Origin of the sequence: Nocardia brasiliensis NBRC 14402 (genome assembly GCF_000308475.2) — a bacterium.
GTDB classification, from domain to species: Bacteria; Actinomycetota; Actinomycetes; order Mycobacteriales; family Mycobacteriaceae; genus Nocardia; species Nocardia brasiliensis.
Window position 1 is genome coordinate 90,316 of record NZ_BAFT02000103.1, and the last position, 15,688, is coordinate 106,003.

16 protein-coding genes are annotated in these 15,688 nt (G+C 67.9%); 10 read left to right on the forward strand and 6 right to left on the reverse strand.

What is annotated here, in order from left to right:
* The first annotated feature begins 40 nt into the window (after positions 1–40).
* Positions 41–898 (forward strand): alpha/beta fold hydrolase, encoded by an 858-nt coding sequence (locus TY25_RS34685; protein ID WP_042263518.1) that lies wholly within the window; start codon positions 41–43, stop codon positions 896–898.
* Between the two features lie 670 nt (positions 899–1,568).
* Here TY25_RS34685 and TY25_RS34695 read toward each other — a convergent pair.
* Both TY25_RS34695 and ephH read right to left on the reverse strand, forming a co-directional pair.
* On the reverse strand, positions 1,569–2,276 hold the full coding sequence (locus TY25_RS34695) for a hypothetical protein (protein WP_042263524.1): 708 nt from the start codon (positions 2,274–2,276) through the stop codon (positions 1,569–1,571).
* A gap of 86 nt (positions 2,277–2,362) precedes the next feature.
* On the reverse strand, positions 2,363–3,274 hold the full coding sequence (ephH, locus tag TY25_RS34700; RefSeq protein WP_052383391.1) for an epoxide hydrolase EphH: 912 nt from the start codon (positions 3,272–3,274) through the stop codon (positions 2,363–2,365).
* A gap of 122 nt (positions 3,275–3,396) precedes the next feature.
* Here ephH and TY25_RS34705 point away from each other — a divergent pair, with 122 nt between their 5' ends.
* From TY25_RS34705 to TY25_RS34715, 3 genes are read left to right on the forward strand one after another with little or no spacing between them, the layout of a single operon-like run.
* Positions 3,397–4,116, forward strand: coding sequence for an exodeoxyribonuclease III (locus tag TY25_RS34705; protein WP_236639168.1), 720 nt, complete (start codon positions 3,397–3,399; stop codon positions 4,114–4,116).
* Positions 4,113–4,601 carry a guanyl-specific ribonuclease gene (locus TY25_RS34710; RefSeq protein ID WP_042263525.1) on the forward strand — a complete coding sequence of 163 codons (489 nt, stop codon included), beginning with the start codon at positions 4,113–4,115 and terminating at the stop codon, positions 4,599–4,601. Before TY25_RS34705 ends, TY25_RS34710 begins: the two co-directional genes overlap by 4 nt.
* Positions 4,601–5,098 carry a barstar family protein gene (locus tag TY25_RS34715; RefSeq protein ID WP_042263528.1) on the forward strand — a complete coding sequence of 166 codons (498 nt, stop codon included), beginning with the start codon at positions 4,601–4,603 and terminating at the stop codon, positions 5,096–5,098. The genes TY25_RS34710 and TY25_RS34715 overlap by 1 nt, the downstream gene beginning before the upstream one ends.
* An 11-nt stretch (positions 5,099–5,109) precedes the next feature.
* Here the strand turns inward: TY25_RS34715 and TY25_RS34720 are convergent, their stop codons facing one another.
* Positions 5,110–5,739, reverse strand: a complete 630-nt coding sequence (locus tag TY25_RS34720; protein WP_081869292.1) for a TetR/AcrR family transcriptional regulator — start codon at positions 5,737–5,739, stop codon at positions 5,110–5,112.
* Between the two features lie 98 nt (positions 5,740–5,837).
* Between TY25_RS34720 and TY25_RS34725 the strand changes: the two genes are divergently transcribed.
* The 3 genes from TY25_RS34725 to yhjD are packed head-to-tail and all read left to right on the forward strand — an operon-like array spanning position 5,838 to position 8,939.
* Positions 5,838–6,797: an oxygenase MpaB family protein gene (locus TY25_RS34725; RefSeq protein WP_042263533.1), complete on the forward strand. Its 960-nt coding sequence runs from the start codon at positions 5,838–5,840 to the stop codon at positions 6,795–6,797.
* 48 nt (positions 6,798–6,845) lie between these two features.
* Positions 6,846–7,877 carry a tryptophan--tRNA ligase gene (trpS, locus tag TY25_RS34730; protein ID WP_042263536.1) on the forward strand — a complete coding sequence of 344 codons (1,032 nt, stop codon included), beginning with the start codon at positions 6,846–6,848 and terminating at the stop codon, positions 7,875–7,877.
* A 39-nt stretch (positions 7,878–7,916) separates the two neighbouring features.
* The gene (yhjD, locus tag TY25_RS34735) at positions 7,917–8,939 is read left to right on the forward strand and encodes an inner membrane protein YhjD (RefSeq protein ID WP_042263538.1); all 1,023 of its coding nucleotides are present in this window, start codon (positions 7,917–7,919) and stop codon (positions 8,937–8,939) included.
* A gap of 16 nt (positions 8,940–8,955) precedes the next feature.
* Here the strand turns inward: yhjD and TY25_RS34740 are convergent, their stop codons facing one another.
* Entirely contained in the window at positions 8,956–10,245 is a 1,290-nt protein-coding gene (locus tag TY25_RS34740) for a D-alanyl-D-alanine carboxypeptidase family protein (protein ID WP_042263540.1), read from the reverse strand.
* Between the two features lie 122 nt (positions 10,246–10,367).
* Here TY25_RS34740 and TY25_RS34745 point away from each other — a divergent pair, with 122 nt between their 5' ends.
* Positions 10,368–11,918, forward strand: a complete 1,551-nt coding sequence (locus tag TY25_RS34745) for an MFS transporter (RefSeq protein ID WP_042263542.1) — start codon at positions 10,368–10,370, stop codon at positions 11,916–11,918.
* Positions 11,908–12,525 (forward strand): TetR family transcriptional regulator, encoded by a 618-nt coding sequence (locus TY25_RS34750; RefSeq protein WP_042263545.1) that lies wholly within the window; start codon positions 11,908–11,910, stop codon positions 12,523–12,525. The genes TY25_RS34745 and TY25_RS34750 overlap by 11 nt, the downstream gene beginning before the upstream one ends.
* A gap of 6 nt (positions 12,526–12,531) precedes the next feature.
* On the opposite strand, the gene TY25_RS34755 is transcribed toward TY25_RS34750, so the two are convergent.
* Positions 12,532–13,431 (reverse strand): phenylalanine 4-monooxygenase, encoded by a 900-nt coding sequence (locus TY25_RS34755; protein WP_042263547.1) that lies wholly within the window; start codon positions 13,429–13,431, stop codon positions 12,532–12,534.
* A 336-nt stretch (positions 13,432–13,767) separates the two neighbouring features.
* Between TY25_RS34755 and TY25_RS34760 the strand changes: the two genes are divergently transcribed.
* On the forward strand, positions 13,768–13,971 hold the full coding sequence (locus TY25_RS34760) for a type II toxin-antitoxin system VapB family antitoxin (protein WP_014981886.1): 204 nt from the start codon (positions 13,768–13,770) through the stop codon (positions 13,969–13,971).
* 5 nt (positions 13,972–13,976) lie between these two features.
* On the opposite strand, the gene TY25_RS34765 is transcribed toward TY25_RS34760, so the two are convergent.
* Positions 13,977–15,509 carry an alpha/beta hydrolase gene (locus TY25_RS34765; protein ID WP_042263549.1) on the reverse strand — a complete coding sequence of 511 codons (1,533 nt, stop codon included), beginning with the start codon at positions 15,507–15,509 and terminating at the stop codon, positions 13,977–13,979.
* Positions 15,510–15,688: the final 179 nt, after the last annotated feature.

A 15,688-nucleotide genomic window follows, 5' to 3' on the forward strand; every position in this document is an offset into this window, starting at 1 on the left:
TGCATCTTTCGGGATGCACCGCTCGTGAAGGGGATCGGCCATGATCACCGAAACCACGGCGCACTACGACGGTGTCCGTACCCGGGTGCTTTCCGTAGCGGGCGCGGACCCGCCGATGCTGCTGCTGCACGGGTATGCGGACAGTGCCGACACCTGGCGCGGGGTGCTCATGGCGCTCGCGGCTGCCGGACGTGCGGCGTTCGCCGTCGACCTGCCGGGTTTCGGTCTGGCGGATCGGCGCCGGCCCGGTGCGTTGACCCCCCAGTTCGATGCGTTCGTCGATGCGATCATCGCCGAGCACGGTCCGTTGACCGTGGTCGGCAACTCACTCGGCGCGGCTACCGCGCTGCATGCCGCCGCCCGGCATTCGGGTGACGAGGTCATCGCCGTGGTCGCGTTGGACGAACCGCTGCTGGCTCGGCATTGGCTGGCCCGGGTCGGTCGTTTACGTGAGTATCGGCTTTTGTTCCGTCTCCTCGCTGTGCTGCCGGTGCCGGCTTCGGTGGTGCGCTGGGGTGTGCACCGTGCCGTCGCCACCTTCGTCTACGGCCCCGGCTTCCCCGCCACCCCCGAATTCCTCAGCAGCGCAGTCCGTTCGATCCCCGACATGGCCGCCGTCGCCGCCCGCGGTCGTGACGCCGTCCGCTATGCCCGCGAACATCCCACCGGCCATGGCCCGCTCGCCCTCACCTGCCCCGTCCTCATCGCCCACGGCACCAAAGACCGCATCATCCCCCTCGCCGCCGCCCGCTCCTTACACGCCCTCCTCCCACACAGCGAGTTCCTCCCTCTCCCCGGCCTAGGCCACTGCCCCCAACTCGACGCCCCCAACCAAATCGCCCAACTCCTCCTCGCCTTCCCCACCACCCCAATCAACCGCCGCCTCCTGACGGGGTGAGCACGGCCTTACGGCTGTGGTGCCGGTGTATTCGTGGCGGTCGCGCCGAAACGGTGCTCGAGGTGTGTCATCCGTGCGGCGAGTCTGAGTCGGTCACTGCCTAGGCGTTTCGTCTGCCGATGGAGACGGTGCGTCTGCGTCTGCAGTATGCCCAGCTCCGGCTCGAACAAGGCTTTGCGCCGCCTGGATACTCCGGCCCTGATCTGCAGGGTATGGCTTTGCGAGACAACGTTGGTCGTCCGCGTCGACAGCTGATCGATTCGCGTTGCGAGTCGGGCCGAGCTGGTTGTCAGCCGGTCGATCTCGGCGAGAACGGATTCCTGCTCGGATCGAGGTGGTGCAGTCGGCTGCCGGTGTGGCGCTCTCAATTCCCCGTCAGCCCGCTGCTCCAGGCGAAACAGCTGTAGTTCGATACGGCGGATCGTGCGACCTATTGCTTCGGCTTGCCCGGTGGAAGCTCGGGCCACCTCGTGCAGGCTCGCGATGTCATTCCGGAGCCGGTAGACAGCATGCTGGAGCTCGGCGATTCCCATGGCGCGCAACGCTAGCCGTCGCTACAGGGTAAGTCGACCCCATTGTCGACCTGCGAAAGACGCTCTGACCTGCGGTGTATCGGGCCGGTTCGCTGCACCGCACATCGTGCTCGTCCGAATGGAACGGTTCGCCGGTTTCAGAATGGTGGGTCGAGTTCGTCTCTGCGCTGTGCGGGCTGCTGTTTGCGCAGCAGTTCCACGACGGTGTCGAGGGTTCGGGAGTTCTGGTGAATGGTTCCCTCCAATTGATCCACCTGCTTTTGCAGTTTGCCCATCTGAGTCTCGAGCGGGACGAACCGTGCCGGTAACGCTGCGAGTTCGCCGACCTGGCTTGTGAGTTCACCGACTTGGCTTGTGAGTTCACCGACTTGGCTTGTGAGTTCACCGACTTGGCTTGTGAGTTGGTCGTATTGGCTTGTGAGTTGGTCGAATCGGCTTGTGAGTTCGCTGACCTGGGTTGTGAGGGTGGTGACCTGTGCTGGTAGTGGTGCGAGTTCGCCGACCTGGCCGGTGAGTTCGCTGACCTGGGTTGTGAGGGTGGCGACTTGTGCTGGTAGTGGTGCGAGTTCGTCGAGGTTGGTGGTGACGTCGCGGAGTTGGGTGGTGACGTCTCCGAGTTGAGACTCCACGCGGTCCAGTCGCCGGCCGTGTTCGCGCTGGGTGGTGAGCAGGAGACCGAAGTGGCGTTCGGAAGTTCGCTCCAGCCGTCCTAGGCGTAGGTGGACGTCGCGAACTGTGCGATCGCACTCGACCACATCGTTCTTGATCTTGTCGCTCAGTTCGTACAGTCCGTAGATGTCGCCGCGCAGTTGGTTGACGGTTCGGTCGGTGTGCTGGCTCCCCATGCCACGAGATTAGGTCTCGGTGCGAGCGCGATCGAGATCTTTCTTCGATCTGGGGACAACTTCTCTACCTGTGGATATCCGGTCGTTCAGACTGCGCGGAGGCGGTTGCGGCTGGCGTAGACGTGCTCGGCGATCAGGGTGGCGATGCGGTCGGGGGCTTCGAGCATCGGGACGTGGCCGACCCCGTGGACGACGATGCGATCGGCGGAGTCGGGCAGCTCTTTCAAGTACCGGCGGGCGTAGACGCGATTGGGGATCACCCGGTCGTATTCGGCGAGCAGCAGCCGGACGGGCGTGGTGAGGGTGGACAGGTCTTCCTGTCCCGGCCCGCGCAGACCGGCGATGATGAACGGGATCATCGTCGGGCAGTGCAGCGCCGCCATGATGCACGCCGCGGCGTCGGCCCGGGACACCGCCGAAGCGTTCTTGCTCAGCGGGAGCAACGCCAAGCGTTGCGCGATCGGATTGTTGATCGCGAAACTGCCCAGCCGCTTGCCGATTTCGATGACCGGAACCAGCGACAGGAACTTCAGGCTGATCCGGAGCTGGGTGATCGAGGGCGCGTGCCAGCCGCCCGCCGGCGCGACGAGGGTGAGGGTGCGGGCCCGCCCGCGCCGGGCGAGTTCGACTCCGACCCACCCGCCGAGCGAGTTGCCCGCGATGTGGCAGGTGCGCCAGCCGAGGTCGTCCAGCTGGTCCTCGATCCGGTCCGCGAGCGTGTGCACGGTGACCGACCAGCCGTCCGCGTCCTCACCGCCCCAATGGCCCGCGAAGGCGGGCGCGTACACCTCACACTGGCTCGACAGCCGCGTCGCCGTCTGCTCCCAGCAGTGCGGCGACATCATGAAGCCGTGCAGCAGGAGCAGCGGGTCGCCGGAGCCCAGATGTAAAGCCTTGACGGCCTTGGGTATTGCCGGTGCCTGCTTGGCGGGGGCCGGCGGGCGCGCGGGGCGCTTCGCGGCGGCGGTGGGCTTGGAGGTGTCAGACGGCATCGTCATCACCCTTTCCTGGACGGCGGTGTCCGAAGGAATTCATCTGACCAGCATTGTACGGTCGTTCGGTGGCCTACATCATTTCGAGTGTGAACGTAAACGGCGTCCGCGCTGCCGCGGGCAAGGGCATGCTGGCCTGGCTCGCCGCCACCGAGGCCGACATCGTCTGCGTCCAGGAGGTCCGGGCGACCGACGAGCAGACCAGAGCGGCGTTGGCGCCGGCGCTGGCCGAGGGCTGGTGGCTGGCCAATGCCGAACCGGAATCCAAGGGTCGCGCCGGGGTCGCGATCCTGTCCCGCCGGGAGCCGCACGCGGTCCGAATCGGCTTCGGCAGCAGTGAGTTCGATGCCTCGGGCCGCTACCTCGAGGCCGACTTCGGCGACGTCACCGTGGCGAGTGTGTACGTGCACTCCGGCGACGCCGGCACCCCGCGCCAGGACGAAAAGTACCGGTACCTGGCCGAACTCGGCGCCTACCTGACCACGCGCACCGGTGAGTTCGTGGTGAGCGGTGACTGGAACATCGCGCACACCGAACTGGACCTGAAGAACTGGAAGGGCAACCTGAAGTCGGCGGGCTTCCTGCCGGACGAGCGCGCCTGGATCGACGGCTTGCTCGCCGCGGGATACGTCGATGTGGTGCGCACACTGCACCCCGGGGTCGAAGGCCCGTACAGCTGGTGGTCCTATCGCGGCCGCGCTTTCGACAACGACGCGGGCTGGCGCATCGATTACCAGCTGGCGCGCGGCGAACTCGCGACCCGCGCCAAGCAGGCCGTGGTGGAACGGGCCGCCGCGTACGACCAGCGCTGGTCCGACCACGCACCGGTCACGGTGCAGTACCGATGAACCTGTCGCCGAGAGCGATTCGCGCCGTCGTCGCGCTCGGCGCGGTGGCGCTGGTGCTGATCGTGGCCGCGGTGCTGGCAACCCGCGGCGGTGACGACCGGGCCGCGGGGACCACCACTGCCCGCGCCACGCCGAGCGCCGGCGCACCGGCCGGGAACGCTCAGCGGACGCCGGAAGCGACCCCGTCGGCCAGCCGCGCACCCGGCGTACCCGATCGCGCCTACGCCACCCTGCGCGAGATCGACGCGGGCCGCTGGCCGGATTCGGCGAACGCGCCGGGCACCAAAGGCGGTGACCGCTGGCAGAATCGCGGCGGCGATCTGCCCGCCGCCGACGCGTCCGGCAAACCGATCACCTATCAGGAGTGGGACGTCAATCCCAAGCAGCGCAACCGGAATCGGGACGCCGAACGCATCGTCACCGGAAGTGACGGTGCGGCCTGGTACACCGGGGACCATTACAAAACCTTCACGAGGATGCGTTGATGACCGAGTCAGTCACGTTGTCGCAGTTCCTTGCTCGTCCCCTCGTCGCCGCGGCGGACGCACAGCCGATCGCCCCGCTGCCGCCGCGGATGGCGCTGGGCGCCACGGCCGTCGATGCGGCCGAGCTGAGCAGTGTGCGCTACCGTGCGCCTTCGGGTTTCGCGGTGCGTGAGCTGCGCGGGCCGAAGATGCGTTCGGTCGCAGGGGTTTTCGACGAGATCGCCGCCGCGCTGCAGTTCCCGTACTACTTCGGCGAGAACAAGGACGCGTTCGACGAATGTCTGCGTGATCTGGACGATTTCGTCGGCGACGCGACCGGATACGTGGTGGTGATCCGGGATTCGGCGCAGCTGCTGGCCGACGAACCGGACGAGCGGGCCTGGTTCGGCTCGGCGATTCGCGATGCCGCGGAATACTGGTCGGACAAGGGCATCCTGTTCCGGGTGGTGCTGCAGGGCGAATCGACCGGTTTGCACGACGTTTCGGTGCAGCTCTGACTCCGCCGAGGTCAGCCCAGGCGGTGTGCCAGGTCCTCGCCGAGCAGGACGAACACGTCGGTGGTGTGTTCGATCAGTTCGTCCCGGCTGATCGGCAGCTCGCCCTGTAGCCAGGCGGTCAGCGTCTGCACCAACCCGCCGACCAGGTAGTTCGCCCGGAACGCGATCGCCGGATCCGCGGCCGGATCATCGATGCCGTAGAAGTCGATGCCCTCGGCCGCGACCATCCCGGCGAACAACCGCACCGTTTCGGTGGTGCGCGCCCGCAGTTCCGGCGTCGCCATGCCCGCGACCAGCGCGACCTTGGCTTTGCGCGGATCGTCGGTGAGCAAGTGGATGCCCGCGGCGATCGCGGCGTGTGCGGTGCCCCGGGAATCCTTCGGCGCGGCGCCGACCGCCGCGACGATCACGCTCGCCAGTTCCTCGGCGATGGCGTCGATCAGTGCGGTCAGCACGGCGTCGCGGCTGTCGAAACTTTCGTAGTAGTACCGCTCGTTGAGCCCGGCTTGGGCGCAGAGCCCCGAGACGGTCAGTTTGGCCAGCCCCTGGGTGCCGATGATCTCCAGTGCGGCATCGAGCAGTGCCGTGCGCCGCTGTGCCTTGCGCTCCGTCGCGGAGACCCCGCCATAGCTACGAGTCACGACTCCGATTCTGGCACGGCTCATTCTGGCATAGCCTCTTGCCAGAATTGCGAATCTGGCGGATGCTATTGCCAGATGGTCTCGATGAGGAGGCAGTGATGTCCGAACCCGGCTATTTCAGCGATCACTCGATGGCCCGGCGGGTGATGCGCAAGCGGGCGGTCGGCCTGACCTACGGCCAGCGCGCCCTGGTCGTCGGCGCGGTGCAGCCACTGCTCTACGTCGGTACCGCCGAGAACACCGAGCACCGGATGACGCCCTACACCAGGCTCGCGCTCACCGGTCACCTGTTCGAGGCGGTGTTTCTCGGCAGCAAGGCGGAGGCGGACCGCGCGCTGGAGTTCACCAAGAAGAAGCACGCCACGGTGCGCGGCGCGCTGCCCGAGGACGCGGGTGCCCATCATCCGGCGGGCACCAGGTATTCGGCCGACGATCCGCACCTGATGTATCTGACGATGGCGTTCACCTTCGACTCCGCCGAGGTGATGTACGACCTGCTGGTCCGCACCCTGACCGACGGCGAGCGCGAGGGCCTCTACCAGGACTATGTCCGCTGGGCCGAGCTGTTCGGCATGCCGCCCGCGGCCGCGCCCGCCACCTATCGGGAGTTCCGCGCGTCGTTCGACGCCTACCTCGCCTCCGACGAACTGTTCCTCACTGACGAGGCGCGGTTGGTCGGTTCGTACCTGGCCGGGCAGCGCGTGCCGTATCCGCAGCGGATGCCTTTGCAACAGGTCACCTCCGCTTTCTTCCTGCTGGTGCAGGGCAGCCTGCCGCCGCGGATCCGCGAGATGTACGGCATGCGGTGGGGGATCGCCGAGCAGGGCGCGTACCGGGCGCTCGCGCAAGCCGTGCGGACCGCGCATGTCGCGTTGCCGCTGGCGCCGCCTGTGCTGCGCGGCACGCTGGCCGGGCCGAGCGCGCCGGTCTACAAGTTGGTTTCCCAGCGTGAACGCCGCCTGCTGCGCACCGGGCGACCCAGCATGCCCGGCATCGATCCGCGTAACTGGGTGCAGCGAAATTCGATCGAACAGGGGCGTCGCGCAGCGACTCGTTGAGGGGGTGGTGGACGGGCGACGGCTGGGCGCCCATGGAAAGATCGGAGTATGTCCGCTCCTGCAGAAACCCCGGCCGCTGAACGCAAGCAGCGGGTCCTTTCCGGGATCCAGCCCACCAGTTCCTCGTTCCATCTCGGCAACTACCTTGGGGCGCTGCAGTACTGGGTGACCATGCAGGACGATTACGACTCGCTGTACTTCATCCCGAACCTGCACGCGATCACCGTGCCGCAGGACCCGAAGGCGCTGCGGGCGCAGACCAGGGGCGCGGCCGCGCAGTTGCTCGCCATCGGCATCGACCCGAAGAAGTCGACGCTGTTCGTGCAGAGCCAGGTGCCCGAGCATGCGGAACTGGCCTGGGTGCTCAGCTGCATCACCGGGTTCGGTGAGGCGAGCCGGATGACCCAGTTCAAGGACAAGTCGGCCAAACAGGGCTCGGACAATGCCTCCGTCGGCCTGTTCACCTATCCGGTGCTGATGGCGTCGGACATTCTGCTCTACCGTCCGCATCAGGTGCCGGTCGGTGAGGATCAGCGCCAGCATCTCGAACTGACCCGAAACCTGGCGCAGCGCTTCAACACCCGGTTCAAGAAGACCTTCGTGGTGCCCGAGGCGCATATCGTGAAGGGCACGGCCAAGATCTACGACCTGCAGGATCCGACGGCGAAGATGAGCAAGTCGGCGTCCTCCGACGCCGGCCTGATCAACCTGCTCGACGACCCGAAGGTCACCGCCAAGAAGGTGCGCGCTGCGGTCACCGACACCGAGCGCGAGATCCGCTATGACGTCGAGCACAAGCCGGGCGTCAGCAACCTGCTGGTGATCCTCAGTTCGGTGACCGGCACGCCGATCGTGACGCTCGAAAAGGATTACGCGGGCAAGGGCTACGGCGACCTGAAAGCAGATGTGGCCGACGCGCTGGTCGAATTTGTCACGCCATTGCAGGCGAAGGTGCAAGAGTATTTGTCGGATCAGGGCGAACTCGACCGCATCCTCGCCGCCGGTGCCGAGCGTGCGCGAGAGATCGCCGGCAACACCCTCGCACAGGTATACGACCGAGTGGGTCTGCTGACCCGCTAGCGGCGGCACCTGCGAGATCACTCCTGAAGGGGCGAACTGGTGCAGGTGATCGACAACATCCAGGCCGGGATCGAACGACGGATCCAGAAGCGGCCGTGGCTCGACCATTTGGTGCGAGCGGGCGGGCGGTATCAACGGCAGCGCGGTGACTACTACGCCGCGGGCATCACGTATTTCACCGTGCTGTCGCTGTTTCCGTTGCTGATGGTCGCCTTCGCGATCGCGGGCTTCGTGCTGACGAGCAATCCTGATCTGCTCGGCGAGCTGCAGGCCAAGATCGTCGACAACATTCCCGGCGAGCTCGGCACCCAGCTGAACGAGCTGGTCGACAAGGCCGTCGACTCCCGCGGCACGGTCGGCGTCATCGGTCTGCTGGCCGGGCTCTACACCGGGCTCGGCTGGATGGCGAACCTGCGCGCGGCGCTCACCGAGCAGTGGGAGCAGAAGAGCGAGGAGCAGAACTGGTTCCTGGCGAAGCTGTCCGATCTCGGCGCGCTGCTCGGACTCGGCCTGGCTTTCGTTGTCTCCCTTGGCCTTTCCGCGCTCGCGTCCAGCACCCTGGGGGCGCGGTTGCTGATCAGCCTCGGTCTTTCGCATCTGCCGGGGGCGCGGCTGCTGTTGGCGCTGGTCTCGATCTTCCTCGGCTTCCTCGCCTCCTGGGCGGTGTTCGCCTGGATCATCGCGCGGCTGCCGCGCGAGCCGGTCACGTTGAAGAGCGCCGCGAAGGCCGCGGCGCTGGCCGCCCTGGTCTTCGAGGTCTTCAAGTTCGTCGCCTCGATCTACCTGCGCACCGTGCTGTCCAGTCCGGCCGGCGCGGCGTTCGGCTCCATCATCGGCCTGATGGTCTTCAGCTACATCACCTACCGCATCGTCCTGTTCGCCACCGCGTGGGCTGCTACCGCCTCCGACAACGACCGCGAAGCCGATATCCCCCCGCCGCCCGCCGCCGTCATCGCGCCCCGGGTCTCTGCCCGGGAACTGTCCGTCGGCGCGGGCGCGACCTTCTTCGGTGCGGGAGCCCTTGCGGCCCTGGCTCTTTCCGGCCTGCGCCGCCGTCCCTGACTCGACCGTCGCTGTTCTATCGACGGCGATTGAGGCGGCGGGCGCCCAGCAGGAGGGCGAGGACGAGGATGGTGCCGCCCACTATCCAGACGGTGCGGTCGGGCCCGTGGGAGTCGCCGGGAGCGGAGTCGGCCTGGGGAGCCGTGTCGCGGGGTGGCGGGGAGGCCAGGGCGGCACCGGTTTTCGACGGGTCGGTGGTGGCGCTGGGGAGTTTGCCGATGCCGGTGCCGCGGGGGAGGGCGAAGCCGTAGTCGAGCAGGCGGGCGGCTTGATCGGTGGGGCGTAGCGGCCGGACATCGGCTTTGAGCAGGGTGACGACGAGCCGGCGGCCGTCGCGTTCGGCGGCGGCGACGAAGGTCTGCCTGGCGTCGTCGGTGAAGCCGGTTTTGCCGCCGAGGGCGCCCTCGTAGTCGTAGAGCAGGTGATTGTCGTTGCCGATCGGGAAGCCGGGATGGTCCTTGTCGTCGGGGATCTTCGGATTCGCGGGATAGCCGGGGAAATCGACCTGTTCGGTGTGGATGAGTTCGGCGAACAGCGGGATCGTCATGGCCTCGCGGAAGAGCACGGACAGGTCGTAGGCGGAGGTGCTCATGCCGGGCCCGTCCAGCCCGGACGGGCTGGCCGCACGAGTATCCAAGGCGTGCAACGACTTCGCCAGCTCGTTCATCTTGGCGACGGTGGCCTCCTCGCCGCCCAGCTGGGTGGCGATGGCATGGGCTGCGTCGTTGCCGGACGCCATGATCAGGGCCTGCATCAGCTGGCGATTGGTGTAGCGGCCGCCGGGTCCGATGCCGACGCGGGTGCCGTCGGCGTTCGCATCGTCCTCGGTGCCGATCACCACCTTGTTCAGGTCCAGGGTGCGCAGTGCGATGGTGGCGAGCAGCACCTTGATGGTGCTGGCCGGCCGATACCGGCCGTGCGGGTCCTTGGCGACCAGGACGTCGCCGGTGTCCAGGTCCGACACCTGCCAGGCGGTGGCCGAAATGTCCTGCGGCACAGCGGGTGCGCCCTTGGGCAGCACCAGCCCGCATTCGCCGAGCCTGCTGCCGCCGACCGGGGGGACGGGGACGGGCAGCGCGGTCGGCGCCGACTGCCCGGGCCGCGGCACCTCGGACTGATCGATCGGCGGGGGCGGACTCGTCTTCTGCGGGCACCCGTCGGTGTTGGGCGTGGTGAACGGTGTCGTCGTCGTGCTCGTCGGCGCGGCGAACGACGGTACGGCGGCCAAGCCCGCGGTGACCGCCAGTGCGGCCAGCGCGGAACCGAGGCGAAGTGTGGCGCGGCGGCGCGACTCCCGGATCTTCATCGTTTGCGAGCGTAACGGTCGGCGCCGGCGACGGCCGCGCACGCGTCCGAGCGCGGTATTGACAGACTCTACTAAATGAGAGCTACTATCAAAAAGTAGTTTCTTTCATTTTTGGAGGGGTTGTGCGAACTGATTCGACGCGCCGCTGGCTGGCGCTCGGTGCGCTGGCGGTCGCGATGCTGACCATCGGGCTCGACGTGACGGTCTTGACCGTGGCGTTGCCCACGCTCGCCGTCGACCTGCACGCGAATACCGCTGCGCTGCAATGGTTCAGCAGCGCGTACACGCTCGCACTGGCCGCCGTGATGCTGCCCGCGGGCGCGCTCGGCGATCGGTACGGGCGCAAGAAGTTCCTGCTCGCTGCCCTGCTTGTGTTCGGCGCGGCCTCGCTCGCGTGCGCGTTCGCGACCTCGGCGGGCGCGCTGATCGCCGCGCGGGTGGTGCTCGGCGTGGCGGCCGCGGCGATGATCCCGCTGTCAATGGCGGTGTTGCCCTCGCTGTTTCCCGAACCCGGCGAACGACAGCGTGCGCTCACCGTCTGGGTGACCTCGACCGCGCTCGGACTGCCGCTCGGGCCGATCGTGGGCGGCTGGCTGCTGCGGAACTTCTGGTGGGGTTCGGTGTTCCTGATCAATGTGCCGATGGTGATCATCGGCGTGCTCGCGGTGCTCGCCCTGGTGCCGGAATCGCGCAGTGCGCACCGCTACCGGCTGGACGTGCCCGGTGTGGTGCTGTCGGCCGCGGGCATGCTCGGCCTCACCTACGGATTCATCCGGATCGGTGAGTTCGGCTGGGGCAACGGGACGGCATGGGGCATCGTCGGTGCCGGGGTACTGCTGCTCGGCGTGTTCGTGCTGTGGCAGCGCAGAACCGCGCATCCACTGATCGATCTAGGCCTGTTCGACATCGCCGGATTCCGCTGGGGCACCGCGCTTTCCATCGTCGTCAACTTCGCGATGTTCGGCATGTTCTTCACGGTGCCGCAGTACTTCCAGGCGGTGCTCGGCGTCGACGCGCTCGGTAGTGGGCTGCGACTGCTGCCGCTGATCGGCGGGCTGCTCGTCGGCAGCCGGGTGGTCGACCGGGCGCTGCCGAAACTCGGCACCCGCACGGTCCTCGCCGTGGGCTTCGGCCTGCTCGCCGCCGCACTCGCACTCGGCGGGCTGACCTCCGTGCACAGCGGGTACGGGTTCACCGCACTGTGGCTGGCCCTGCTCGGCGCCGGCATGGGCCTGGCCATGCCGACCGCCATGGGATTGGCGATGGGCGAGCTCTCCGCCGAGCGTTCCGGGTCCGGGTCCGCGTTGATCCAGGCGCTGCGCCAGGCGGGCGGCACCATCGGCGTCGCGATCCTCGGCACCGTGCTGGCCACCCGATACCGTTCGGAACTGGGCGAATTGAACCATGACCCGATCTCGGACGGAGTGAACGCCGGCGCCGCGGTGGCGCACCGGACCGGCGACCTCGTGCTGCTGCACCAGGTGCAGACCGCGTTCGTCGGCGGCATGGCCGCGATGCTCTGGGTCTGCGCGGCCTTGTGCGCGGCGGCCGCGGTGCTCGCCGCCGTGTTCATCCGCGCGCCGCGCCCGGCGGCGCCGGATCGGCAACCACCGACCGCCGCACCGGAGGTGATCGTCGGGGCGGATGCGTCAGAATCGAACCATGTCGGTTGAGCTGTCCGGAGAAGAGCCCGCGGTGCCCGGTCTACGGGAGCGGAAGAAGGAGCGGACCCGCCGGACGATTCGCCTCGAAGCGTTCCGGCTGTTCCGCGAGCAGGGCTACGGCGAGACGACCGTCGAGCAGATCGCGGCGGCGGCCGAGGTCTCGCCGAGCACCTTCTTCCGCTATTTCCCGTCCAAGGAACAGCTGGTGCTCGCCGACGACCTCGACCCGGTGCTGATGGCGGTCTTCCAGGCGCAGCCGCCGGAGGTGCCGCCGCTGCAGGCTTTCCGCGACGCCATCGCCGAGGTGTTCGGCACGCTGCCCGCTTCGGAACTGGCCTTCGAGCAGGAACGCCAGGCGCTGGTGTACCACGTGCCCGAACTGCGCTCGGCGATCGGGCAGGAGATGCTGCGCAGCATCGAACTCTCCGCGGGCATGCTGGCCGAACGGCTGGGGGTGTCCCCGGACGACTTCGAGGTCCGGGTGCTTTCCGGCGCGCTGGCGGGCATAGCGCTGGCCATCGCGACGATCGCGCCGGTCAACGCCGAGAACCTCGCCAAAGCGATGGAATTCCTCGAAGCGGGGCTGCCGCTGGGGCGGGACCGTTCCGGGGAATAGCCGAACCTACTGCGCTCCTGCGGTATTCGAATGCCGCAGCCGCTCCGGGGTCTCGTCGTCCATGGTCGCGAAGAATCCGCCCACCACGTCCTCGATCTCGGCGATCGACTCCGCGCAGTAGAGGATCGGCTGGTAGTGCGTGATGTCGTAGACCGCGCTGCCCATCTCGGCGACGTCGAGCGGCCGCAGGTCGGCGCCGCGGAACTCCTCGATCTCACCGTAAGAGGAGAGCAGGCCCGCGCCGTAGCAGCGCACCTCGCCCTGTTCCCGGACCACCCCGAATTCCATCGAGAACCAGAACACGTTGGCCAGGAACTTCAGCGCGGTATCGGTCTCCAGCCGTCCGACGGCCGCGCCGACCGCCTCGTAGATGGCGGCGAAGCGCGGGCTCGCGATCTGGTTGGCGTGCCCGATGATCTCGTGGATCGCGTCGGGTTCGGGCGTGTACAGCGGTGCCGAATGGTGCCGAATGTACTGGGTGGAGTGGAAGATCCGATCGGCGAACGAACCGAAGAACTCGCGTAGCGGCACCAGGCCCGCGGCGGGCGCGTAGCGGAATCCGCTGAGCGGCAGCAGCGCCGTGGAGACCTCGTCCAGCTGCGGAATACGGTCCTCGGGCAGGGCGAGCCGGGCCGCCGACGCCAATACCTCTGCGCAGGCGTAGGTCTGGTGCTTGCGGGCGAGTTCCGCGGAGGCGATCCGCCACACCTGCTGTTCCTCGTCGGTGTAGTCGATCTGCGGCACCGGCTTGCCCGGCGCGTAGTCGAGTGCCAGTTCGGCGATGGCGTTGCGCCGGGTCCGGTAGTCAGCGTCGTGCACGCCAGGGTGCTCGTCGCTCAGGTGGACGGTCACATCGCCGTCGCCGGACCGGGTCACCGGTGAGTACAGCTGAGCTTCGGTGAACATACGACGATGCAAGCACCGCGACGGCTCGGCGACAACAAACGGACATTCAGCTTGGCAAAGTGTCTAGCTGGTGCCCGATTCGGGTCCACATACCGGCGTCCGACCGCCTGATCCGACGACGAGCTGACCAGTGGCCGTCGAGTCGTCCTACCTGCCCGGCACGCGGCGCCGAAGACGATGCCGGGTGTGTGCCGGGAACCGCCTACGTGCCTGTTCATCGGGGTGCCGAACCTGCTTGCGGCCCTGAAAAACTCGGCGAATTCGGTGACTCTGATCGATTTGCCGGACATGAGCGGGCGAGACAGCGCAAAATGGCGAACGTACGAAGGAGGACGCATGAAATCCGTGCGGATCGATCTCGACCAGAAACTGCTCGCCGCCGCTGCCGCGATCATGGGCACCTCGACGAGCAACGCCACCATCAACGAGGCACTGCGCCGGATCGTCGTGCACGAACGTCAGCTACGCCATCTCGAAAAGCTCGCCGCGACAGCATTGTTCGCGCTGCCGGGGCCCGAGGTCGTGGTCGTCGACGGATAGCCCGCTCAGGACTTGCGGCAGCGCAGGCCCTCGGCCGGCGCGGTCAGGTCGATCAGATACCTCAGTACGGGCTCGTCCACGCACGCGACGCCTTCGAAGGTTACGCCGTGCTGGGTGCCCTCGTAGGTGATCAGCGCGGCACCGAGGGTTTTCGCGAGGGTGACGCCGCCGGGGTAGGGCGTCGCCGGATCGCCCGTCACCGCGACGACCACGACCTTCGGCAGCCCGGCCACGTTCGGCACGTGCGGCTGCGCGGTCGGCGGGATCGGCCAGAACGCGCAGGCATCCAGCGGCGTCTGGCCGGTGGCCACCCCATCGTCGAAAATCGGTGCGGCACTGCGGGATCGGCGGTCGATATCGGTCGCCACCGCGCGGTCGGTCACCCGCACCTCCTCCAGGCAGAGCACCGCGCGGTGCACGTCGTCGGAGGACACCTCCTGGTACTCGCCCGCTTCGCCGAGCAGCGCGTCGCCGCGGCCGTTGGCGAGTTCGGTCAAACCCTGGGTGAGCGCGGGCCAGGACTCCGGGTTGTAGAGCGAGGCGATGGTCGCGGTGATGACCGCGTCGTAATCGAGGCCGCGTTGGTCCTGGGTGCGGATCGGGCGCCGGATCAGCGGCAGCACCAGGGCGCGATAGGCCTCCGTCGCCTTCTTCGGATCGGTGCCGAGCGGGCAGTCCGGCGCTTTGGCGCAGTCCGCGGCGTAGGCGTCGAAGGCCTGCTGGAAACCGGCCGAGGTGATCACTTCGTCGCCGATGTTCGTGGTCGGATCCACGGGGGCGTCGAGCACCATGGCGCGCACCCGGTCCGGAAACAGTTCGGCATAGGTCGAGCCCAGCCGGGTGCCGTAGGACCCGCCGAAGTAGGTCAGCTTGCGGTCGCCGAGCACGGCGCGGATGACATCCATATCGCGGGCGACGTCACCGGTGCCGACGTGACCGAGCAGCGCCAGCCCGGTGCGCTGGGCGCACGAGTCCGCGTATTCCTCGTTCTCCTGCTCGATCTGGTCGATCTCGGCGAACGGATCCGTCATCCCGAGCACGCGCCGGCTGGTGAGGTGCTCCTTCGTGGAACGACACCGGACCAGCGGAGTCGACGCGCCGAGCCCGCGCACGTCCATCCCGATCACGTCGAAGCGTTCGGCCACCGGCAGCTTCGCCAGCGCCAGCGGCATGAGCAGGCCGGGCACGCCCGGCCCACCCGGATTCGTCAGCAGCGAGGCGACTTTGGCGCCGGTGGCGCGCAGCCGGGAGATCGCGATCTTCGCCGTCTCGCCGTCGGGCTGCCCGTAGTCGATCGGCACGGTCACCCGCGCGCACTGGATTCCGGCGGCGGTGAGCTCGGCTCCGCCGCCCGGATAGTCGTCGCACGAGCCCCACGCGATCTGCTGCTGGTAGTACCGATCCAGGGTCGGGACGGGCGGCGGCGCCACGTCCTCGCCGCCGCCGCACCCGGCGGCCAGCAACACGACCGCGGTGAGCAGCGCGGTCAGCGCGGCAACCCGCTCGGATGCCGCGGTTCCCTTGCGCGATGTGCACATTCGTCGACCCCTGTACTCCGTGTGACGTACTCAGTCTGCCGGACGGACACCGAACCGCAATCGGCAGGACCGGACAACTCGGGCGGCGCGCGGGCGCGGACACCATGTCGGTGGGTCCTGGCACACTTCGTGACACTGTCGCCGTGACCAAGGGGTGGAACGATGCCGGTTTCTCTTAT